Source organism: Streptomyces sp. NBC_01320, assembly GCF_035974375.1.
Taxonomy (GTDB): Bacteria; Actinomycetota; Actinomycetes; order Streptomycetales; family Streptomycetaceae; genus Streptomyces; species Streptomyces yanii.
The window spans coordinates 2,308,224-2,331,605 of the sequence record NZ_CP108390.1 but is presented as its reverse complement, the minus strand read 5'-3'; the positions used below and the strand labels follow the sequence as shown (position 1 = coordinate 2,331,605).

The following is a 23,382-nucleotide window of genomic DNA, read 5'->3' as shown; positions in this document are numbered from 1 at the left end:
GAAGGGAAATTCGGTGCCACACGTACGGATATCCGCCGGTGACAAGACGTCCGCCGGAGTCACGGCCGGAATCATCGGAATGCTGGAGGAGCTGACGGACCGGTCCGGGATCGAGGAGACCGATGTGCTGGAGAGCATCGGCCTGAGTTCCATCATGGCCGCCCGGCTGCTGCTGGAGATCCATGACCGGTACGGGGTCGATCTGCCCCTCGACCGGCTCGACCGGTCATCCACCGTGGCCGCGCTGGCCGGGGCGGTCGCCGGCGGGCCGGGGGCACCACCGGGCCGCGCCGGCGGGATCAGACAGCTGGACGTCCCGGTCCGCCCGCCGGGCAGACCGGGCGGGGCCGAGGAGTTCCCGCTCACCTCGGTCCAGCAGTCGTACGTGGTCGGCAAGCACCCGCAGCTGAGCCCCGACACCGTCGGCTGCCACCACTACCGCGAGTTCACGCTCGCGGACACCGATGTGGACCGGCTGCGGAACGCCTGGCGCACGGTCCTCGGCCATCACGCAATGCTGCGCGTCGTGGTGGCCGGGACCCGTCAGCGCATCGGTGACGGCGGGACATGGGACATCCCCGCGCACGACCGGCGCTCCTGCTCCCGCGCCGACTTCGACGCCCATGTGGCGTCGGTGCGGAACCGGATGTCCCACCGCTGCTACCCGCCCGACAGGGCGCCCCTGTTCGCGATCGAGGTGTCTCACGGACCGGGTGGCCTGGATGTCGTCCACCTCAGCATCGACGGTCTGGCGACCGACGGCTACGGCCTGGAACTCCTGCTCGATCACTGGGGGCAGTGCTATCACGCCCCCGGCACGGAACTGCCCGTCGCCGGGATCAGCGCCCAGGACTGTGCATGGGCCCTGGAGGAACACCGCGGGACAGCGGAGTTCGCCGCAGATGTCGACTACTGGACCACCCGGCTGCGCGAGATCCCCGCGGCCCCGGACGTTCTGGCGGCGGACCGGCCGCCCTCCGGCGGAGAGCTGTCCTGCCACCACCGCGAACCGCTCGGGGCCACCCTCGCCCCCGAGCAGTGGCAGGCCCTGCGCAAAAAGGCCGCGGCCTGGGAGGTGTCGCCCACCTCGCTGGTCCTCACCGTCTTCGGCGAGGCACTGCAACGGGCGGGCGGCGGGCCGGAGTTCCTGCTCGTACTGACCACCAGCGACCGGGTCCGCCTCCCTGCGGCCACCGCGGAGCTGGTGGCGCCGCTCACCTCGACCATGCTGCTGCCGGTGCGGCCCGACCCCGCCCGGCCGCTCGCGGAGTCGGCGGCGGCGACGCACCGCGGCCTGTGGGAGGGGTTCGGGCACTCCTCGGCCTCGGGCATCGAGGTGATCAGGGCGGTCGGGACCGGCCGTCGCGGCAGCGCGGCCCCGCGGCTCCCGGTCGTTTTCACCAGCATGCTCGATCTGCGGCCGAAGCGGCACGACGAGGGATTCGGCCGGCAGGTGTCGTACGCGGTCGGCCAGACCTCCGGCGTCGCCCTCGACCACCAGATGTGGGAGGAGGACGGCTCGCTCCGGGTGCGCTGGGACCTGGTGCCCGAGCTGTTCGCGCCCGGCGCGGGCCGGACACTGTTCGCGGACTTCATGGGCGCGCTGGTGGCGCTGGCCGATCCCGAGGAGGCCGAGGAGCGAGCCCTCAACGAGCTGCAGCAGGGCTATCTCGTCGACCGGCTCGCGGGAGCCCGGGAGGGCTGTCAGGTCTACCAGAGCTTCCGCCTCGACAGCTTCGACCCGGAACGGCTGGAGACGGCCTGGTTACGGCTGGTGGATTCCACGGACGTGCTCCGTACGGACGTGACACCCGGCGGGAAGCTGCGCATACGCGCCCACACACCCCGGAGCCTGCACATCCCGGTGCTGCCGGCCGAAGCGGCACAGCGGCTGCCGCAGGAGATGACCGCCCGTCCCTTCCAGCCCGGCCGGTGGCCGCTTTGGGACCTGCGGATCACCGGCGGGGAGGACGGCGGCCCCGCCGTGCTGCACCTCGCCGTCGACCTGCTCGCCGCCGACGGGCTGAGTATCCAGCTCATTGGACGCCGGCTGATGCGTCTGCTGCACGGCACGGAACCGCCCGATCCCGGCACACCCCCCGCCCCGCAGCCGCCCCCGGCCCGCGACACCCGGGCCGAGGAGCACTGGCGGGCCCGCGCCGCCGCACTCCCGCCGGGACCTGCACCGCTGGACACCGGTGGGCCGCGGACCCGTCTGGAAGGGGTCCGCACCGGCTGGCGCGCCGCCGCGGCGACCCTGCGGGACGAAGGGCTACGGGGCGACCCGGTCCTGCTCGGTGCGCTCACCGAGGCGCTCACCGGACTCCTCCCCGACCCGTACCCGCTGGAGGTGGTCCGCTGGCCGCAGGCACCGAGGCCCGCCGAACACACGGCCCTGAGCCTGCTGCCGGCCGAACCGCGCCTCCCGTCGCACGAGCGGGCCGCGCACTACCAGCGGATCCTCGACGAGGACACCGCGGCGGACACCGCCTCTGCGCTGACCGGCCTGCGCGGCGTCCGTACCAGGCCCGCGCCCACCCTCCCCGTCGTCCTCACCAGCGCCTACGACGTGACCGGAACGCCCCTGCCCGCGGGCGTCACCCCCGGTCCCGGACTGACCAGCACTCCCGGGGTGGCACTCGACTGCATCGTGACCGTGGACGGCGACCGGCTGCACTACTGCTGGGACGTGGCCCCCTCGGCCTTCGACCCGCAGGCGCTCGCCGAGGCCTTCACCGCCTTCGGTGACCTGGTCGCCCGCATCGGTGACGTCCCGGACCGCACACAGGCGCTCCACCCCGTCGTACGCGAGGCGAACGACACCGCCGTCGACTTCCCAGCCGCGCACCCGGTCCACCGCCTCTTCGAGGACCAGGCCCGCAGGCGGCCCGACGCGGAAGCGGTCCGCCGGCGCACGGGGCCACCCATGACGTACGGGGAGCTGAACCGGAGGGCCAACCGGATCGCCTGGCGGCTGCGGGACCTCGGAGTCGGTCCGGGGACGGCCGTGGGCATCGCCCTGCCCAGAACACCCGACCTGGTGGCCGCAGTGTTCGGCGTACTCAAGGCAGGCGGCACCTATGTGCCGATCGAGCCCCAACTGCCCTCCGAACGGGCCGAGTCCATACGGGCCGACGCCGCCGTCGCAATCGTGCTCGTGGCCGGCCCGGAACAGCGCCGGTGGCCCGCGGAGAGCCCGGTCACCACCGTCGACGTGACCGCGCTCGCCGAGGACATCCGCGAACGCACCGACCCACCGGCCCACGCCACACCCTCCGACACGGCCTATGTCATCTTCACCTCGGGCAGCAGCGGCCGCCCCAAAGGTGTCGCGGTGACCCATCGGGCCGTACTCAACCTCCTCAACTGGTGTTATCGCACCTGGGAGTTCGCCCCCGGCGACCTCGGCATGTGCGTGACCTCGCTCGGCTTCGACCTTTCGGTCTTCGACATCCTCGGACTGCTCGGCCGGGGCGCCGCGCTCTACCTCGCCGACGAGGCACAGCAGCACGACCCCGATCTGCTGCTCCGCGCCCTGGTCGAGGAACCCGTGACCTTCTGGAACTCGGCGCCCACCACCCTGGCCCAACTCGCGCCGAGAATGGCCGCCCACGCGGACCACCCCGGCACCGGCACGCTCAGGCTGGTCTTCCTCAGCGGCGACTACACCCCGCTGTCCCTGCCCGACGAGGTGCGCGCGGTGTTCCCCGGCGCGCGGATCGTGAGCCTGGGCGGGGCGACCGAGGCGACCGTCTGGTCGAACTTCTTCCCGGTCGACGAGGTCGACCCCCAGTGGCGGAGCATCCCCTACGGCAAACCCATCGACAACGCCCGCTACTACGTCCTCGACGAGGAGCTGCGGCCCTGCGAACCGGGCACCGAAGGAGATCTGTTCATCGCCGGGGAGTGCCTGAGCCAGGGCTACTACCGGCGGCCCGAGCTGACCGCCGAGCGATTCGTCGACGACCCGTTCGCCGCCCGTGCGGGAGAGCGGATGTACCGGACGGGCGACCGCGCCCTGCACCGGCCGGACGGTCACCTGGTCTTCCTCGGACGCTCCGACGGACAGGTCAAGATCCGGGGCTTCCGGGTGGAACTGGAGGAGATAGAGCACCGGCTCCGGCTGCACCCGGACGTGCGCGACGCGGTCGTCGTCGTACGCAGCCAGAACGGCGACAGCAAGCTGGTCGCGCATGTGATCCCCGCGAACGGCACGATGCCCGCGGTGCGGGACCTGCGCGCCTTCGCCGCACGCACGTTGCCGGACTACATGGTACCCAACTATGTGGAGCAGCTCACCGAGTTCCCGGCGACAGCCAACGGCAAGCTCGACCGTGCGGCGCTCGCCCGGCCGCCCGCCGCGCCCCAGACAACGCCGACGGCCCCCGCCGCCGCGGCAGGGGTGCGCGCCGAGGACATCGCCGAGGTCTTCGCCGGACTCCTCGGACTGGACACGCTGGACCCGACCGCCGACCTGTGGGACAGCGGTGCCTCGTCGTTCACCATGGTGCAGGCATCCGCTCTCATCGAGGAGCGGTACGGCCGGCGGACCGAGGTCGCGGTGCTGCTCGCCGAGGCCACCTGCATATCGATCGCCCGGCATCTGTCCGTCACGCCCGGGGCCGTCGACACCGTGGCGCCGCCGCCCGCGCAGGACGATCCGGCCCCGCCCCCTGCACCGAACGCACCGGACGAACCCGCCGTGGCTCGGGCGAAGCCCGGAACCGTACCGCAGGACATCCCCGAAGCCCTCGAGCGGCCCACCGCCGTGGACTTCTTCTCGCCCGAGGACCGGGAGCTCTTCAAATCCGCCGGCCATGCCACCCGGCACGCGCCCGCGCGCAGTGTGCTCCCCCTCGCCGACGTCGGATTCGCCGACGAGGTCTACACCGGGCGGTCCACCCAGCGCGATTTCGACTCCGCACCCCTGCCCGCGGAATCGCTGGCCCGGTTGCTCGGACTGCTGCGCCGCACGACGACGGGCGGACGGCCCCGGTACCTCTACCCGTCGGCCGGCGACACCTACGCCGTCCAGGCCTATGTGCGGGTGCGGCCCGGCCGTGTGACCGGCGTCGAAGGGGGCGTCCACTACTACCGGCCGGACCGGCACGAACTGGAACTGATCACACCGGAACCGGACTTCGACCGCACCGTGCATGTCTTCTACAACCGGCCGGTCTTCGACAAGGCGGCCTTCGAGCTGTTCCTGATCGGCCAGCGGGACGGCATCACCCCCCTGTACGGGCAGGACGCGGACCTGTACCTGGCGCTGGAGGCCGGATACATCGGTCAGTTGCTCACCGGGGCCCAGGCCGCCTGCGGCATCGGGCTCTGCCCGGTCGGCTCGCTGAACTTCGACGCCATCCGGGCCGAGTTCGGGCTCGACGAGGGGCACCAGCTGCTGCACACCTTCATCGGCGGCACCCGCACCGGCCACGAATCCCACGGCGCGGCGCCGCAGTACCCCGCCACGGTCCCGGACCGCGGGGCGGACCGGGCCACCCGGTCCGGGCGGGCCACCACGCGGCCGCGCACGGAGCCCCGCCCCGCCGACGCACCGCGCGCGGTGGACGACATCGCCGTGCTCGGAGCCGCCGGACGCTTTCCCGGCGCCGACGACCTCGACACCTACTGGCGCAACCTGGCCGCCGGGCACATCGCGATCGGGCCGCCGCCCGCGTCGCGCCGCGCGGCCCTGGGACAGCACGCACCCGACGCGGGCTATCTGCGGGACACCGAGGCCTTCGACAGCCTGCTGTTCCATATCTCGCCGACCGAGGCCCGCACGCTCGACCCGCAGACCAGGCTCACCCTCCAGGCCGTGTGGGAATGCCTGGAGGATGCGGGGCTGACCGCGGCGTCCCTGCGCGCCACGGCGCCCCGAATCGGTGTGTTCACCGGGGCGATGTGGCAGGACCACCAGCACACCGGCGCCGACGCGTGGCGGCGTGGCGAGCGGGCGGAGATCTTCGGCGGCGCGTCCGAGATCCCGAACCGGATCTCGCACCACTTCGGTCTCACCGGGCCGAGCATCGCCGTCGACACCTCCTGCTCCTCCTCGTTGACCGCACTGCACCTCGCCGTACGCAGTCTGCGCTCGGGCGAGTGCGACGCGGCGGTCGTCACCGGCGCCAGCCTCGTCTCGCACCCCTATCACCTGGCGCTGCTGGAGGACGGCGGCCTGCTCAGGTCCGCCGGTGTGCCGGGGGCGTTCTCGGCCGACTCCTCCGGGTGGATACCGGGCGAGGGCATCGGCGCACTCCTGCTGCGCCCCCGGCCGGCCGACGGTGCCGAACCCGGCGGCGTTCCGCTGCGCGGGATCATCGAGACCACCTGGACCGGGCACATCGGCGGGGCGGGCCGCTACGGATCGGCGAACGCGGAGGCCCTGACCGCCTCGATCGGCCAGACCCTGCACGGAGCCGGACTCGAGCCCGGTGACATCGGCTACGTCGAGTGCGCCGCTGCGGGTGCGAGCATCGCCGACGCCGCCGAGATCACCGCACTCGGCGAGATCTTTCGCACCGGTGGCCGCCCGCTCGTCGGCACGGTCAAACCGGGCATCGGGCACCTGGAGGCCGCGGCCGGGCTCTCCCAGCTCATCAAGGTGCTGCTCCAGTTCGAGCACCGCCGGATCGCCCCGACGGTCCGGGCCGCCTCGCTCAGCCCGCTGATCGGCTTCGAACGAGTGCAGCTCGCCGACACTCTGCGCGACTGGGAGCCGCTCGCCCCCGGCGCACCACTGCGCGCCCTGGTCAATGTGACCGGAGCATCCGGCACCCTCGGCCACGCGGTGCTCAGGTCCGTTCCGGGGCAGTCATGAACGCCGGTGTCTGGGCGTCCACCGGCCCGGGTTTCGAGGAGGCGCCGATCCGGCTGCTGTGCTTCGCGCACGCCGGCGGCGGCCCGCTGTTCTACCGCCCCTGGCGGGACCCCCTGCTCCCGGAGATCGGGGTGCTCGCCGCGGTCCTCCCCGGCAGGGAGACCCGGCTCAGGGAACGGCCCTGCGAACGGCTCGACGAGCTGCTGCCGCCCCTGTTCGACGCCCTGCGGCCCTACGCCGACCGGCCCTTCGCGCTGTTCGGGCACAGCCTCGGCGCGATCGTCGCCTACGAGATGGCCCGGCTGTTCAGCGAGAGCGGGACCGGCCCGCCGCTGCGCCTGTTCGTCTCCGGCCGCCGTGCACCGCACCTGCCCGCACGGCACGCCCCCCGCCACACCCTCACCGACGGCGACTTCCTCGGCCTGCTGACCCAGCTCGGCGGCACCCCGCCCGAAATCCTGCGACAACCCGGGATGGCCGAGCTGTTCCTGCCGTCGCTGCGGGCCGACTTCCGGATGAATGAGACCTACGATCCGGCGCCTGAGCGCCCGCCGCTGTTCTGCCCGGTCACGGCACTGACCGGCGACGCCGACCCCGAGGTCACCCGGGACGACATCGCCGCCTGGTCCGCCGTGACCGGCCGGGACTTCAGAATGCGCACCTTCGTCGGAGACCACTTCTACCTCAAGTCGGCTCCGCCACCGGTGGTCTCGGCGATCCGTACCGACCTCGGACTGCTCGCCCCCGCCCCGGTGGGCGGCGCACCGTGATGGACGGGCTGCGGCTGCCGCCCCTCGCCCCCGCGCAACGCCAGCGCCGCCACATGCCACGGAGTCGGTCGCCACTGCTGGAACCGCCACGGCTGCGGGGCGTCGGGCAGCTCGGCGCGTAACGGGCCGGGCCCGAGCAGGAATCCGCAGGCGTCGAACGGCAGCCGCAGCCCGAGACCGCGCGCTTTGGCATACGCCTCCTTCAGCACCCAGTGCTGGAGGAAGCGGTGCGCCCTGACCGCGTCGGGCAGCCCGGCGAACCCGGCGTACTCCCCGGAGCTGAGCACCCGCCGGGCGAGCGCGTCGGTGTCGGTGCGCCGCCGGACCGTCTCCACATCGATCCCGCAGTCCGTACCGGCGGCCAGCACACAGGCCACCAGCCCTCCCGTGTGCGAGACATTGAACCGCAGCCAGCGGTACGCGCGCGGCTCGGCGATCTCCGGGCGCCCGAGCGGCGACCTGACGAACACCCAGGCGTGCGGCGGAACCCGCGGCACCCACCAGCTCAGCGCCGTGCGCAGCAGCACATGGGCCGCCACGTACTCGGCGCGGTCGCCGACCCGGCGCTCCGCGACATCCAGCTCGTCGGCGGACAGCACCCGGAGGTATCCGTCCGGTGGCCCGGACACCGCACAGGTCCACACATGCACGGGGTGCTCGGGCCACCCGCTCGGCGAAGTCACGTTCCCATCGTGACCACCGCGCTCCCGGCCGCCTGCTCAATGCTGCGCAGACCCGGGCCGGGCCGCCCGCTAGAAAAGTCGCGTGGGTACTGGCAGCGCAATCGGCATCGAAGCGATCCATTCGTACATCGGGCCGGCCTTCGTCGACGTACGGGAACTCTTCGTCGCCCGGGGCCTCGACCTGAGCAGATTCGACAACCTCATGATGCGGCGAAAATCCGTGAACCTGCCGTGCGAGGACCCGGTCACCAACGCGGTCAACGCGGCCCGGCCGCTCCTCGCCGAACTGGACGAGGACGCACGCGCACGGATCGAACTCCTGGTGGTGGCCACCGAATCCGGCCTCGACCTGGGCAAGCCCATCAGCACCTATGTGCATCACCACCTGGGGCTCGGCAACGCCTGCCGGTCCTTCGAGGTGAAACACGCCTGCTACGGGGGGACCGCCGCCCTGCAGACCGCCGCTGCGATGATCGCCACCAGTCCGGTACCGGGCGCGCTGGCCCTGGTCATCGCCACCGACGCCCCGGGCACCGCCGCCCGCGGCACCACCTGGGAGCCCGCCGAGGGTGCCGGTGCGGTCGCGATGCTCGTCGGCGCACCGGGCCGGATCCTGCGGCTCGACCCGGGCGGCAGCGGCTTCCACACCTTCGAGGTCCTGGACACCGCCCGCCCGCGCGCCGATGTGGACGTGGTCAACGCGGATGCCTCCCTGCTCGCGTACATGACCTGTCTGGAGAGGAGCTTCGAGCACTACTGCCAACGGGTAGCGGGCGCCGATCTGCGCAAGACCTTCGGCCACCTGGTCATGCACACCCCATTTCCCGGCATGGTCAGGGGCGGGCACCGGCTCCTGATGCGCAAGAAGGCGGCGGCGGGCGCGGCAGAGATCGACCGGGACTTCACCGAACGGGTCGCCCCCTCCCTGGAGTACTGCGCCGACACGGGCAATCTGTTCTCCGGCGCCCTCTATCTCGCCGTGTGCTCGCTCCTGGACCACGCCCGTCTCGACGGCCCCGAACGGGTCGGGCTGTTCTCCTACGGCTCCGGCTGCGCCTCGGAGTTCTTCAGCGGAGTCGTGGGTCACGAACCGCCCGTCCGACGCGGCATCGACCGGCAGCTGGCCGACCGTTACGCGCTGACCGTGGCCGAGTACGACCGGATCACCGGCATGGCCGACGACCGCGGATTCGGCACCAGGGACGCCGTGTTCGACACCGGACCGTACGCGGCTGCCTACGAGCGCCGGATGGCGGGGCGCGGGCTGTTGGTACTCGACCGGATCGACGCCTACCGCCGCACCTATCGGTGGAGCTGATGGAGCCGGCCATGGACCCGAGAATCACCGTCCGCGAGGACGGCGCACTGCTGCGGATCACCCTGGACCGTCCGGACCGCCGCAACGCCATGGACGCGGCCCTTGTCGACGCGCTGGACGCCGCGCTCGACCGGGCCGAACGCAGCCCCGACTGCCGGATCGTGGTCCTGCAGGGCCGGGACGGCATCTTCTGCACCGGCATGGACATCGCGGGGGCGGCCCAGGACACTCCCGCGGACGACGAGCACACGGCCCGCCGCTTCTTCGCCCTGATGACCAGACTCGCCACCGTCCCGCGGATCGTGGTCGCCCTGGTGGACGGACAGACCACGGGCGGCGGCGTCGGCCTCGCGGCGGCCTGCGATCTGATGTTCGCGGCCCCCCGCTCGTCGTTCGGCCTGCCGGAAGGACTGTGGGGACTGCTGCCCTGTTGCGTACTGCCGTTCCTGATCCGACGGGCCGGCCGGCAGACCGCGTACACCATGTCACTGACCACCCTGCCGCTGTCCGCGGCCGACGCGGAACGCCGCGGACTTGTGGACGCCGTGGACGACGATCCCGAGACCCTGCTCCGACGGGTGGCGTTCCGGGCGGGCAAGGTCGCTCCGGATGTGGTGGGCGACCTGAAGACCTATCTGACCCGTCTGCGGCCGATGCCCCCGGAGACGGAGGACATCGCCGTGGCCGAACTGATGCGGCTGACCGCGTCGGACCGGGTACGCCGGAACTTCGACGCGTTCGCCGCCGACGGCACCTTTCCGTGGCAGAGCAGCACCGCCCCGACCACGAGGAGTTCGGATTGACTACCGCATGGGTGTTTCCGGGCCAGGGTTCACAGCGCAAGGGCATGGGGGAGGACGTCCTCGACCGCTATCCGGAACTGTGCGCGATCGCCGACGCGGTCATCGGACACCCGGTACGGGCGCTGTGCCTGCAGGACGACGAACTGCTGCACCATGTGCGCTACGCGCAGCCCGCGATGTTCGTCGTGAACGCACTGAGCTTCCTGGCCGCCCGTGACGACGGCGACCCGCTGCCCGATTTCGTCGCCGGGCACAGCCTCGGCGAGTACGCGGCACTGTTCGCCGCCGGGTGCTTCGACTTCGAGACCGGGCTCCGCCTGGTGCGCCGCCGGGGCGAGGTGATGGACGGTGTCACCGGCGGCGGCATGCTCGCCGTGCTGGGACTGGACTCGGAACGAGTCGGCCGCACGCTGGTGGCCCGCGGCTTCGACGACGTCGACCTCGTCAACCTCAACGGGCCCGAGCAGCTGGTGCTGTCCGGCCCCGCCGCGCGGGTGCGGGAACTGCGCCCCGTGCTGCGGGAGGCGGGGGCGACGAAGTGCGTCCTGCTCAATGTCGACGTGCCCGCCCACTCCCGGTACATGGAGGCAGCGGCCGACGAGTTCGCGACCGATCTGCACGCGGTACGGTTCGCGCCCCCCGCGCTCCCCGTCATCGCCAATCTGACGGCCGCGCCCTACCCGGCCGACGGAATCGCCGACATGCTGCGGTGCCATCTGTACCGTCCGGTGCGCTGGCTGGACAGCATGAACCTTCTGCTGGACGAAGGGGTCGCCGAGATACGCGAGATCGGGCCCGGGCAGGTGCTGGGCAAGTTCTGGGCCGCGGCGAAGGCCGCCCGGACGGACGCAGGGACCGGCCCGGCCACGGACGGCGGTTCGCCCGCCGCCGCGGAGACGGCCCCGCCACCCGCCGTCACCGTGCCGGGCGCCGACCGGCTGGTACTGATCTCGGCCGCGGGCGCCGAGCAACTGCGCGAGGTCGCCCGCAGACTGCGCGACCATGTGCGTGAGCACCGCGGGCTGCGGACCGCCGACGTCGCGTACACCACCCAGACCGCCCGGACGGCGATGGCACACAGGGCGCTGATCGACGCGCGCACCCCCGACGCACTCGTCGACACCCTCACCTCGTTCCTCGACGGGCACCCGGGGGCGGGTCTGCGGCACGCGGTCGTCGGGCCGCAGACCGTCGCACGCACCGAGGCCGCACCGGCAGCCCGCACGTTCGACGAGGCGCAGACGGCGTGGCTCGCCGGGGCGGAAGTCGACTGGGCCCCGTACTGGGACCGGCCGGGCACCCGGGTACGGCTGCCCGCCTATCCGTTCGCGACCCGCCTGCCGGACACACCGGCGCCGCCACCCGCCGCCGACGATCCCATGGAGGCGTACCTCATCAAGCTCTACGCCGAGGTCTCCGGGATCCCGCGAACGGAACTGCACCCCCGGGTCCCGCTGGAGAGCTACGGGCTCAGCTCCCTGATCGTCAACCGGCTCAACGCCCGCATCGAGGCGGACCTCGGATACACTTCCCGCACGCTGTTCTTCACCCATACCGACCTGGCGGGCGTTGCGGCGGCGCTCACCGAGCACACCGGCACGCCGCGCGACACCGCACGCCCGCCGTCCGCAGTCGGCCCGCAGGACGGAGTGGACGACACTGCCCACGAAGGCCCCGAGGACGTGGACGAGCGTGCCATCGCCATCGTCGGCCTGGCAGGCCGCTACCCGCAGGCGGCAGGTCTCGGGGAGTTCTGGGCCAATCTGGCGGCCGGACGCGACTGCGTGGGTCCGATCCCCGAGCCGCGCCGCCGCCCCGGCTGGCCGGTCGACATCATGTGGGGCGGCTTCCTGGACGGCGTCGACACCTTCGACCCACTGCTGTTCGGCATCACGCCCCGGGACGCGGCCCTGATGGACCCACAGGAACGCCAATTCCTGCAGACCACCTGGGAGGCGTTCGAGGACGCCGGCTACAGCCGGGAGCGGCTGCGCACCCGGCACGGCTCACGCGTCGCCGTCTACGCGGGCTCGATGTACAACGAGTACCCCTTCTTCGGGGTGGAGCGCTCCGCCGCAGGGGATCCGACCGACACGGGTTCGGCGATCGGAGGCATCGCCAACCGGGTCTCGTACTTCTACGACCTGCACGGGCCCAGCATGACCGTCGACACGATGTGCTCCTCCTCGCTCACCGCGATCAACCTCGCGATCCGCGATCTGCGCCAGGGCGACTGCGAGATGGCCGTGGCCGGAGGCGTCAATCTGTCGCTCCACCCGAACAAGTTCATCCAGCAGCGCCGGATGAAGCTCACCGCCTCCGGCCTGCGCTCCCGCAGCTTCGGCGAGGGGGGCGACGGCTTCGTACCCTCCGAGGGCGTCGGCGTCGTCGTCCTCAAACCCCTGCGAGCCGCACTCGCCGACGGTGACCGGGTACGCGCGGTCATCCGCGGCTCCGCGGTGGTGCACGCGGGCCGCACCAACGGCTACATCGTGCCGAGCCCGGTCGCGCAGGGCGATCTCGTACGGCGGGCGCTCGACGACGCCGGCGTGGACCCGACGACCATCGGCTACGTCGAGGCGCACGGAGCGGGCACCGCGCTGGGCGATCCGGTGGAAATCGACGGGCTGGTACGCGGCTTCGCCGAGGCCGGACCGGAACCCGGCAGTGTCCGCATCGGGGCGGTCAAGTCCAACATCGGGCATGTGGAGGCGGCGGCGGGCATTGCCGGGCTGACCAAGGTGGTTCTGCAGCTCGAACACCGCACGCTGGTGCCGTCGTTGCACGCAGAGCGGCTCAACCCGAACGTCGCCTGGGACGAGGTCCCCTTCGCCGTACAGCGGGAACGGGCCGACTGGCCCGCGCCGGCGGACGGCGGGCCGCGGCGTGCCGGGCTCAGTTCGTTCGGCGCGGGCGGCACCATCGCCCACGCGGTCCTGGAGGAGGCCCCCGCGCCCGTCCGGCGTCCGCACCGCCCGGGCCCGCGTCTGGTGGTGCTCTCCGGCTACGACGAGGACCGGCTGCGCGAAGTCGCCGGACGCCTCGCCGACTTCGTGGCCGTCGAGGGTCCGGAGCTGATGGACGTGGCGCACACCACCCAGACGGGCCGCGAGCATCTTCGCGAACGGCTCGCCGTGGTCGCCCTCGACACGGCCGATCTGGCCGCGCAGCTCCGCCGGTTCCTCGCCGGCGAGCCGGGCGACACGCTGCGTGGCCGGGCCCCGGCCGGGGCACGAACGACCGGCCCCGTTCTGCCGGAACCGGGCGACACCGCGCCCGATCCGCACCGCCTGGCACAGCACTGGGCACAGGGCGGCACGGTGGACTGGGCCGCCCTGTACGTGGCCGACCGGGCGGCGGGCGCCGCCCCGCGTACCGTCAGCCTGCCGACCTACCCGTTCGCCCGGACCCGCTGCTGGGTCGCCGAACCGCCGGGTGTTCCCGGGTACGTCGCGGCGACCGGCAATGCGTCGATCACCGCGAAGGACACGACCCCGCAGGAGCCCGTTCGGACGGTCCCCCTCTGCACCAAGGTCTGGGAACCCGCCGTCACCGGCGGCCCCGCGACGGCCGCAGTGCCGCCGGGCCCCGCGTCCGGCGGAATCGTCGTCTGCCTCACCGACCGGCGGTCGGGACGGACGGCCGAGGCGCTCGCCGCGACGCTGGGCGGCGACATTCGGATCGTGCACCCGGAGGGGACCGGCACCTTCCCGGCAGCGGAGCGGGTGACCGGCTGGATCGACCTGTGCGATCTCGAAGCCGAAGCCGAAGCCGAAGCCGAAGCCGAAGCCGAAGCCGACGGGGACTGGCGCACCCGCCTCGCCCTGCTGCAACAGCTTCTCGCCGGACGGGCGGGCCGGCCGCTGCGGATCGTGCATCTGACCCGGGGACTGGTCGACCTTCCCGGCGGCACCCCGAGCCTCGCCGGAGCCCGTACAGCTGCCTTCGTACGCGCGCTCGGCGCGGAATACCGCCCGGTCATCGCCACCACGGTGGACGTCGCAGATGCGGCCCCCGACGACATCGCCCGGTTTGTGGCCGACGAATGGCGCAGGCCCAAGGGCATCGGCGAAGTCAGCTACCGCAAGTCCGTGCGCTATGAGCCGAAACTTCGTCCGGTCTCCGTCCCGGGCACCCCGCTGCGGCCCGACCCCGCCAGGACCTATCTCGTCACCGGCGGCACCCGGGGGATCGGGGCGCGTGTCGCCCGGCACCTCGTGGACCGCGGGGCCACCCACATCGCGCTGCTCGGCACCCGGCGGCACGCGGAGGCCGACGCCACCGTGCGCGAACTCGAACGTGCCGGGGCGCGGGTGTCGCTGCACACCGGAGCGCTCACGGACCGGGCCGCGCTGCGCGCGTTCCTCGACCGGGCGCGCGCCGCAGGCGGACCCTTGGGCGGCGTCGTGCACTGTGCCGGAACGGTCGGCAGGGGCAGGCCGGCGTTCGTCCACAGGACCCAGGACGAGATCTCGGCCGTGCTCGAACCGAAGACCGACGGCCTGCAGTCGCTCGAAGAGCTCTGCCGCGACGAGCCGCTGGACTTCTTCGTCACCTTCTCCTCGATCTGCGCCTCCGTGCCCAGGCTCGCCTCCGGGATGCTCGACTACGCGGCCGCCAACGGCTTCATGGACTATTACGCCGGCTACCGCCGGAGGCTGGGACCGACGCCGCTGCGTTCGGTCGGCTGGACCATGTGGCAGGACAGCGGTTCCGGACGCGGCGGACCGAACGTGTGCGCATCCGTCGGACTCGCCGCGCTCGACGACGAATCGGCTCTGCAGGTGCTCGATCAGGTCCTCGCCCTTCCCGGCGGAACGGTCGCCGTCCCCTGCCCGCCGCTGCACGGCACCGTCGACAGGGACGCCCTGTTGCGGGTCGACACCGAACTGAAACCGGCCGCCGGACCGGCGCTCGCGCCCGTGTCCACGCCCGTGCCGGGGCCCGTGCCTGCCGCGGGAGTGCCGCGCTGGCTGTCCGGACTGTTCTCGGCCACCCTCGGTGTCCCCTTCGACGACCTGGACCCGACGACGGAGTTCGGCGACCTGGGCGTGGAGTCGGTGATGCTGGGGGAGCTCCTCGAAGGCATCGAGGACCGGGCCGGCCGTCAGCTGGAACCGGCCATGCTGCTCGACCATCCCACCCTGGAACGCCTCTCCCGCCGGCTCGCGGAACTCGGCATCACCGGACCAACGGCTACGGAGCAGGAACCGGCACACCCACAGGTCCCCGCACCGGCACCGGTGTCGGAGCCCCTGCCGTCACCGGAACGGGTCCCGGCCGCGGCGCAGCGCCCCGTACCGCAGGACTCACCGGTCCGCTCCGGTGGCGCCGGGTCTCCCGGGCCCGATGAGAGGGTCGCCGTCATCGGCATGGCATGCCGCTTCCCCGGAGCACCGGACGTGGGGGCGTTCTGGGAGAACCTCACCGCAGGACGCGACTCCATCACCGAAGTGCCCCGGTCCCGCTGGGACCCGGATCGCTATTACCGGGCGACGCCGCAACCGGGCAGGAGTCTGAGCCGGTGGGGCGGATTCCTCGACGGAGTGGAGAATTTCGACGCCGGTTACTTCGGCATGAGCGACGCCGAGGGCGCCGCGCTCGATCCCGCCATCCGGCTCTTCCTGGAGGCGGTCGCCACCGGTTTGAGCGACGCCGGGTACGAACCGCACGAACTGCGGGGCGACGAGATAGGGGTGTTCGTCGGCGGCCGCACCTCCGACTATGCGACACGTGCCGGTCTGCATCAGCAGATCCTCCAGTCCGACCAGCACTTCATCGCCGCCCATGTCGCCCACCATTTCGACTGGCACGGCCCCAACCTCGTCGTGGACAGCGCCTGTTCGTCCTCACTGGTCGCTGTGCGCCTGGCGATGCAGTCACTGCTGGCCGGCGACTGCACGACCGCGGTGGTCGGCGGGGTCGAGCTGCTGCTCGACGAGCGCCCGTACCTTGAGTTCAGCGCAGCCCGCGCGGTCTCCCCGACCGGCAGATGTCATGCCTTCGACGAGAGCGCGGACGGCTTCGTCCCCGGCGAGGGCTGTGGGGTCGTGGTACTCAAACCGCTGAGCGCCGCCCTGGCCGACGGCGACCGCATCCATGCGGTCATCGAGTCCACCGCGGTCAACAACGACGGTCAGACCATGGGCAGGACCACGCCCAACCCGGCAGCTCAGGCAGCCGTGGTCCGGCGCGCGCTGGTCAGGGCAGGGAGGACGGCCGGGGAGATCGGCCTGATCGAGGCGCACGGCACCGGCACCCTCATCGGTGACCCGCTGGAACTGCGCGCCCTCAGCGATGTGTTCAGGGAGAGCACCGACGCGACCGGGTTCTGCGCGATCGGCAGCGTCAAGTCCAACCTGGGTCATCTGCTGGCCGCCGCGGGTCTGGCCGGGCTGCTGAAGGCGGTGCTCTCCGTCGAACACGGGGTCCTGCCACCCACGCTGTTCTGCGAGAACCCCAACCCGCGCTTCGATTTCGCCCGTTCGCCGTTCTTTCCGAACACCTCGGCACGGGACTGGCCGGCCGGACGTCCACCGGTCGCGGGAGTGAGCTCCTTCGGGCTCGGCGGCACCAACGTACATCTGATCGTCGCCGCCCTGGACCCGGACCGGCACGGCACCTCGCCCGCCACCGTACGGGGGCCACTCCCACCCCCGCCGCTGCGGCCGAAGCGCCTGTGGCTGGACCGGCACCCGGTGGCCGAGGAGACGGGCCCCACGCCTGTCTCCGGATCGCTGACGCCGACGGCGACGGACACCGACGCACCGCTCGTACCGTCGCTGCTCCAACTGGACTTCATATGAGCGGCAACGGCCGGCGCGCCTGGCTGTTCACCGGTCAGGGTTCCCAGCGCAAGGGCATGGGCGCCCACTACGCCGACCTGCTGCCCGGCCACTGGGAACTGGCCGACCGGCTGCTGGGATTCTCGGTGCGGGAGGCCTGCGCGGCCGACTCCGCCGGGCGGCTGCGCGACACCCGCCATCTCCAGCCGGTCATGTTCGTCCTGAACGCTGTCGCCGGGCTGGTCCGGCTGGAGCGGGAGCCCACGCCGGACTTCCTGGCCGGGCACAGCCTTGGCGAGCTCAACGCCCTGTTCGCCGCGGGCTGCTTCGACTTCGAGACCGGCGTACGGCTGGTGCGCCGCCGGGGCGAGCTGATGGCGCGGGCCTCGGGCGGCTCCATGGTGGCGGTGGTGGGTCTGGCACCGGAGCAGATCGAGGCGCTGACCCGGGCCGACCCGGGCGACGCCGTGGAGGTGTCCAACTACAACTCGCTGGACCAGACCGTGCTGTCCTGCCCGCGCGCGGCCGTCGCCGGGCTGGTGGACCGGGTCGCCGAAGCCGGTGGCCGCGCGGTCCCGCTGAATGTGAGCGCGTCGTTCCACTCCCGCGACATGGCGGCCGCGGAGGAGGAGTTCCGCGGGTACCTCACCGGAGTCCCGCTGGACGATCCACGGATTCCGGTGCTGTCCAACGTCACCGCGCGTCCGCATCGACCCGGCACGGTCGCCGCACAGCTCAGCAGACAGATACGCCGACCGGTGCGGTGGCGCGAGTCGATGCTCCATCTGGCCGCCGAGGGCGTCCGGGAGATCACCGAGATCGGGCCCGGGAGGGTGCTGACCGGATTCTGGGATTCCGCGCTCGCCGAATCGATCCAGGCGAAGCCGCAGAGCACGCCGGAGCAGGCGCCGCCACGCGTACCCGTACCCGTACCGCCCCCACCAACCACACCGACCGCTTCCGCCTCCACGGCTCCCGCCGCTTCCCCTGCGGCCGGCCCGGCACGCGTCCTCGATCTCGCCCCGCAGGACCTGGGTTCGGCAGAGTTCCGGGAGGACCACGGGGTCCGCTGGGCCTACGCGTCCGGATCGATGTTCCGTGCCATCGCCTCCACCGCCCTGGTCGCGCGGATGGCGAGAGCCGGGCTGCTCGGCTTCTACGGCGCCGGAGGCGTCACTCTGCCCGAACTCGCCGACGCGATCGGGACGATCCGCGCCGACGCAGGGCCCGACGCCCGGTTCGGAGTGAATCTGCTGCACGACCCGGAGGACCCCGCACACGAGGCCGCGACCGTGGATCTCTGTCTCCGGCACGACATCCGCAGCGTCGAGGCAGCCGCTTATCTGCGCGTCACCGAGCCCCTGGTGCGCTTCCGCTTCAGCGGCGCGCACCGGGACCCCGACGGCACGCCGGTGGCGGTACGGCACATCGTGGCGAAGGTGTCACGTCCCGAGGTCGCCGAAGCGTTCGCCCGCCCCGCACCCGCCGCTCTGGTGGCCCGACTGGCCGCGGACGGCCGGCTGACCCGTGAGGAGGCCGAGGTCGCCGCGCTGCTTCCGGTCGCCGGGGACATCTGTGCCGAAGCGGACTCGGCCGGTCACACCGACGGGGCCGCCGCCATGACACTGATGCCTGCCATGACCCGGCTCCGGGACGAGGCCATGCGCCGGCACCGCTATCCCCGGCGCATCCGCATCGGCGCGTCCGGCGGCCTCGGCACCCCCGAGGCGCTCGCCGCCGCGTTCGTGCTCGGTGCCGACTTCGTGGTCACCGGCTCGGTCAACCAGTGCACGGTGGAGGCCGGAACGTCCGACACGGTGAAGGACATGCTCGCCGGACTCGATGTGCAGGACACCGCGTACGCACCGGCCGGCGACATGTTCGAGTACGGCTCCCGGGTACAGGTGGTGCGCAAGGGAACGCTGTTCGCGGCCCGCGGCAACAAGCTCTATCAGCTCTACCGTCAGCTCGACGGTCTCGAAGCGCTGGACGCGGGCACGCGCCGCTCCCTGGAGGAGACCTGCTTCCGGCGCCCGCTGGAAGAGGTGTGGAACCTCGTCAGGCAGCACTATGCGACGACCGGCCGCACCGACCTGGCCGTCGCCGTCGAGCGCGATGCCAAACGGCGCATGAGTGCCGTGTTCCGCTGGTACTTCGGGTACTCCACCCGGGCGGCGATGGCCGGTGACCCGTCGGAGCGGGCGAACTTCCAGGTCCACTGCGGGCCCGCCATGGGCGCGTTCAACCGGTTCGTGGCGGGGAGTGCGCTGGAGGACTGGCGACGCCGCCACGTGGACGGCGTCGCCGAAGAGCTCATGACCGGGGCCGCCGGCGTGCTGGAACGCGCGTCGTGGCGTCCAGCAGGAAGTCCCCGATCAGTTCGCTGACCTCCTGGGCCCGCTCGTGCAGCAGATAGTGGGTGGCGCCCGGCAGCCGCACATGCCGGGCGTCGGGGAAGGTCCGTACGGCATCCCGCAACCGCTCCGGGGAGGCGATGTCGTCGTACTCGCCCCCCAGCGACAGCACCGGCACCCGCAGTTCGGCGGCGCCGGCCAGTGGATCGTGCGACCACAGGTCGAGGAGCTGAGCGGCGTACCGCAGCAGGGTGGGACCGGTCGCGAACGGCGCGCGCACCTCACCGCGCAGAGCCGGGAACACCTGGCGCAGCACGGTGTCCGGATCGGTTCCGTCCTCGTCCGCCGGTGCCGCCCCGAACAGACTCATCAGCCTCCCCACCAGATAGGGCTGGGCGGCCAGCGTCGTGCACAAGAATTCGAGATCGCGTTCGTAGGGCGTGTCCAGGCCGTCACTGCGGCCCAGCTGTTTGAACGAACCATTGAGGAAGACCATCGCCCCGATCGCGCCCGGCCTGCGCCGGTACAGCTCCAGGGCGACCCGTGGACCCGTGCACCAGGCGGCGACATGACAGGACTCGATCCCCTCGTGATCCATGATCGCTTCGGCGTCGTCGGCCTGGCCCGACACGGCGGACGGCACCGGACCGGTGTCGTGGACGCCCCGCGGATCCCAGGCGATCACCCGCCGGGGCGCGAGATGGCCGATCAGGCGGTGCCACCAACGGGTGCGGTAGCCGAGGGCGTTGAGCAGCAGCAGCGGTGGGCCGACGGTTCCCGCGGTCAGATAGCTCAGCGGTGCGCCGTCCCGTGCGGTGATCACGGTGGGGGCCCGGTCGCGCAGCTCCTTGCCACGGGCCCGCACGGTGTCCCCGCGCATCCGCTGTCCCGCCCGCACGGAGCCGATGAGGCTGCTGAGCGCGGGTCCGTCCAGGGGCGCGCCGTCCACTGCCGACGCGACCGCGGGATCCCGGCGCCGTTCGACAGCGGGCCCGCCCAGCTGGTCCATGGTCGCGCCGAGCCGGTCGGCTAGCTGCCGGTCCACCGGATTCAGCTGGGCGGGGTCGTCGACCGCGGTGACGGTGATGCCGTACCCCGTGCTCAGCCGCCGGCACAGCTCGGGCACCGGCACGGGTTCGGCGGCCACCAGATTGACGTACCGGCAGTCCGGCCCGGTCCGTCCCGCGAGGGACACCAGGGCAGCGGCGACACGGTCCACGGGCAGCGCGCCGAGCGCCGCCCCGGGGTGCGCGTGCAGGCGCAGCGGTCGGTCGCGCAGATATCCGGGTGCGCGCTCGTCGAGTTCTTCGCGCACCGCTTCCAGGGTCGTCAGCAGGTGCAGCAGACCGCCGTCGCGGTCGTCCGGCGGGGCGCCGGGCCGGTCGGCCGCCGGATCGGTGCGCACGATATGGGCGACTATCCCCAACTCGGCACACCGGGAGGCCACTTCGTCCTCCCTCGGTTGCCCCGGCCAAGGCCCCTCGGGCAGCGGCTGCGGATGGTTCCGCGCCTGCACCGGCCGGGCCGGACCGACATGGCCGAAGCTGCGGGCATCGAGATCCGGCAGGAGCGACAGCAGCGTGCGGGTGAGCGCGGCGTCCTGCGCGTCCCCCCGCTCACGGTCGGGGTCGCAGCCGGTCGCCAGACACCAGACCTCGTCCGCGGACACATCCGTGCCGCCGTCGTGCGGCTCGGGCACGAACATCCCGTCCGGGGCCTTCACCAGCGGCACATGGACCAACCGGGTCCTTGCGTCCCTCCGTTCGCGCGGCGGAAGCCGGGCCAGCACCCGGTCGACCAGATGGCATTCGGCGCTGAGCAGAATCACCTTCGCCGTGGTCGCCGAGAGATAGCGGGCGGCGAGAGCAGTGGCCAGCGACCGCGGGCGGCCGGCGATGAGAACAGGTCCGCGCATAGGCGTCTCACTTGTCGTCCGGGCGGGTGGGACGCCCATCGTGCGCGGCGGCCTCCGCAGCGCACCGCACACATTTGAGCACCGTACGTACCGGCCGTCCGCTTAGCATCGCCCCACTCGCAGGGCGACCACGGGAGAGCAACGTGTGGGACGTGACATTCGAGAAGGTGCTCAGGGCCTCGCTGCGCGGACTGCCCGATCAGGTGGACCTGGAGGCGGACGCGCTGCTGACCCGATTCGGACTCGACTCCCTCGCGACGGTCGGGCTGATCGCCGCACTGGAGGAGGCGTACGCCGTGGTCATCCCCGACGAGGCGGTGAACCCGATGAACTTCCGCACGCCGAGAACGATCTGGACGGTGCTCTCGGCCGCCCGCGGCGAACCGACGGAGGCTGCCGGATGAGCCCCGGCGGTCTGCACACCTCGTTTCTCGACGGCCTGGCGCGCAACCCGCACGGGCCCGCCCTGGCCATCCACGGCCGCGAGTGGACCTACACCGAACTGCACACGCTGGCCGGGCGGTACACCGACCGGCTCATCGCGGACGCCGGACGTCCCCCGCGCCGGGTCGGGATACTCGCGGCCAAGAGCATCGAGGCGTACGCCGGCCTGCTGGGCGCGCTCTACGCGGGCGCCGCCTACGTACCGCTGGGCCCCGAGGTGCCGCTCGCCCGCAATGTCGCCGTCGCGCGGTCCGCGGGGGTGGACGCCCTGATCACCGACGCGTCGGGCGCCGAGCAGGCCGCATGCCTGCAGGACGTCGTACGCGACGCACGCGAGCGGGCCGGTGACGACGGGGGAGAGGCGGGCGCGGGAAGCCGAGCGGAGGACGGCGACGGGCCGGCGTACGTCCTGTTCACCTCGGGATCCACCGGTGTGCCGAAGGGCGTACCCGTCTCGCACGCCAATGTCGGCGCCTTTCTGCGGGCCGCCGGGCGGCGCTACGACTTCGACGAACGGGACCGGTTCAGCCAGATCTACGAACTCACCTTCGACCTCGCCGTGTTCGACCTCTTCATGGCGTGGTCGGTCGGCGCGTGCGTCTGTTCGATGACCCGGCTGCACGCCCTCGACCCGGTCCGCGCGGCCCGCCGGAACGGGCTGACCGTCTGGCACACCACCCCCAGCCTGGTGGGCGCCGTCCAGTCCAGGAACGGTCTGCCCGCGGGTGGCCTCGACGGGCTGCGGCACAGCATCTTCTGCGGCGAGGCGCTGCCCGCCGCAACCGCACGCGCCTGGCACCGCGCGGCTCCCGCCTCGATGATCCACAACATCTACGGGCCGACGGAGCTGACCATCGCCTGCACCGCCCACACGTGGGATCCGGAACGTGACCCCACCGACACCGGCACGGTGCCGATCGGTGTGCCGCACGAGGGCCTGGACGTGTTGCTGCTCGGCGAGGACGGGGAGATCCGCCAGGACGTGGGGGAGCTGTGCGTGACCGGCGACCAGATGTTCGCGGGCTATCTCGACCCGGCCGCCGATACGGGCCGGTTCCTGGAGCACGACGGGCGCCGCTGGTACCGCACCGGCGACCGGGTCAGGCACGAGCGCGACGTCGGGCTCGTCCATCTGGGCCGCACCGACCAGCAGATCAAGATCCGTGGCTACCGGGTCGAGCTCGGCGAGATCGAGAGCGCCGTACGAAGGATCACCGGGCAGGACGCCACGGCGCTCGTTCTCGGTGAACCCGCCGCGGAAATAGCGGTGTTCGTGTTCGGTGACACGCCCGTCGACCTCCCGGCGCTGGCGAAACGACTGGCCGGCGATCTGCCCGGCTACATGGTGCCAGGCCACCTCTGGCCGTTGCCGAAGGCCCCCCTGAACAGGCACGGAAAGATCGACCGCGGAAGCCTGCGGGCCGCAGCGGCACAGCGGCTGGACCGCCCGGCCGGTGAGTGAACCACCTAGGGAAGGACTGGCGGAC

At 72.4% G+C, this 23,382-nt stretch carries 10 protein-coding genes; 8 read left to right on the top strand and 2 right to left on the bottom strand.

Going from position 1 to position 23,382, the window contains the following annotated elements; genetic code table 11:
- Window positions 1-13: 13 nt before the first annotated feature.
- Both OG395_RS10940 and OG395_RS10935 read left to right on the top strand, forming a co-directional pair.
- Entirely contained in the window at window positions 14-6,823 is a 6,810-nt protein-coding gene (locus tag OG395_RS10940) for a non-ribosomal peptide synthetase (RefSeq protein WP_327242724.1), read from the top strand.
- Complete coding sequence (locus tag OG395_RS10935) at window positions 6,820-7,593, top strand: thioesterase II family protein (protein ID WP_327242723.1); 774 nt, start codon at window positions 6,820-6,822, stop codon at window positions 7,591-7,593. The genes OG395_RS10940 and OG395_RS10935 overlap by 4 nt, the downstream gene beginning before the upstream one ends.
- Here OG395_RS10935 and OG395_RS10930 read toward each other — a convergent pair.
- A complete protein-coding gene (locus OG395_RS10930; RefSeq protein WP_327242722.1) occupies window positions 7,503-8,276 on the bottom strand; it encodes a 4'-phosphopantetheinyl transferase family protein in 774 nt (257 codons plus the stop codon). The two genes, OG395_RS10935 and OG395_RS10930, sit on opposite strands and share 91 nt — an antisense overlap.
- A gap of 82 nt (window positions 8,277-8,358) precedes the next feature.
- Between OG395_RS10930 and OG395_RS10925 the strand changes: the two genes are divergently transcribed.
- From OG395_RS10925 to OG395_RS10910, 4 genes are read left to right on the top strand one after another with little or no spacing between them, the layout of a single operon-like run.
- Window positions 8,359-9,594 (top strand): hydroxymethylglutaryl-CoA synthase family protein, encoded by a 1,236-nt coding sequence (locus tag OG395_RS10925; protein WP_327242721.1) that lies wholly within the window; start codon window positions 8,359-8,361, stop codon window positions 9,592-9,594.
- A gap of 11 nt (window positions 9,595-9,605) precedes the next feature.
- Window positions 9,606-10,397 carry an enoyl-CoA hydratase-related protein gene (locus OG395_RS10920; RefSeq protein ID WP_327242720.1) on the top strand — a complete coding sequence of 264 codons (792 nt, stop codon included), beginning with the start codon at window positions 9,606-9,608 and terminating at the stop codon, window positions 10,395-10,397.
- A complete protein-coding gene (gene fabD, locus OG395_RS10915; protein ID WP_327242719.1) occupies window positions 10,394-17,203 on the top strand; it encodes an ACP S-malonyltransferase in 6,810 nt (2,269 codons plus the stop codon). Before OG395_RS10920 ends, fabD begins: the two co-directional genes overlap by 4 nt.
- On the top strand, window positions 17,200-19,569 hold the full coding sequence (locus OG395_RS10910) for a PfaD family polyunsaturated fatty acid/polyketide biosynthesis protein (protein WP_327242718.1): 2,370 nt from the start codon (window positions 17,200-17,202) through the stop codon (window positions 19,567-19,569). The genes fabD and OG395_RS10910 overlap by 4 nt, the downstream gene beginning before the upstream one ends.
- Here OG395_RS10910 and OG395_RS10905 read toward each other — a convergent pair.
- Window positions 19,496-21,451 carry an alpha/beta hydrolase gene (locus OG395_RS10905; RefSeq protein WP_327242717.1) on the bottom strand — a complete coding sequence of 652 codons (1,956 nt, stop codon included), beginning with the start codon at window positions 21,449-21,451 and terminating at the stop codon, window positions 19,496-19,498. The genes OG395_RS10910 and OG395_RS10905 overlap by 74 nt on opposite strands.
- Window positions 21,452-21,603: 152 nt before the next feature.
- Between OG395_RS10905 and OG395_RS10900 the strand changes: the two genes are divergently transcribed.
- Entirely contained in the window at window positions 21,604-21,855 is a 252-nt protein-coding gene (locus OG395_RS10900) for an acyl carrier protein (protein WP_327242716.1), read from the top strand.
- On the top strand, window positions 21,852-23,357 hold the full coding sequence (locus OG395_RS10895; protein WP_327242715.1) for an amino acid adenylation domain-containing protein: 1,506 nt from the start codon (window positions 21,852-21,854) through the stop codon (window positions 23,355-23,357). Before OG395_RS10900 ends, OG395_RS10895 begins: the two co-directional genes overlap by 4 nt.
- The last annotated feature ends 25 nt before the right edge of the window (window positions 23,358-23,382 follow it).

What these genes read in the sequence shown, in the direction of transcription:
- OG395_RS10935 (WP_327242723.1), top strand. Translation starts at nt 6,820, where the DNA reads ATGAACGCCGGTGTCTGGGCGTCCACCGGCCCGGGTTTCGAGGAGGCG.
- OG395_RS10920 (WP_327242720.1), top strand. Translation starts at nt 9,606, where the DNA reads ATGGACCCGAGAATCACCGTCCGCGAGGACGGCGCACTGCTGCGGATC.
- OG395_RS10910 (WP_327242718.1), top strand. Translation starts at nt 17,200, where the DNA reads ATGAGCGGCAACGGCCGGCGCGCCTGGCTGTTCACCGGTCAGGGTTCC.
- OG395_RS10905 (WP_327242717.1), bottom strand. Translation starts at nt 21,451, where the DNA reads ATGCGCGGACCTGTTCTCATCGCCGGCCGCCCGCGGTCGCTGGCCACT.
- OG395_RS10895 (WP_327242715.1), top strand. Translation starts at nt 21,852, where the DNA reads ATGAGCCCCGGCGGTCTGCACACCTCGTTTCTCGACGGCCTGGCGCGC.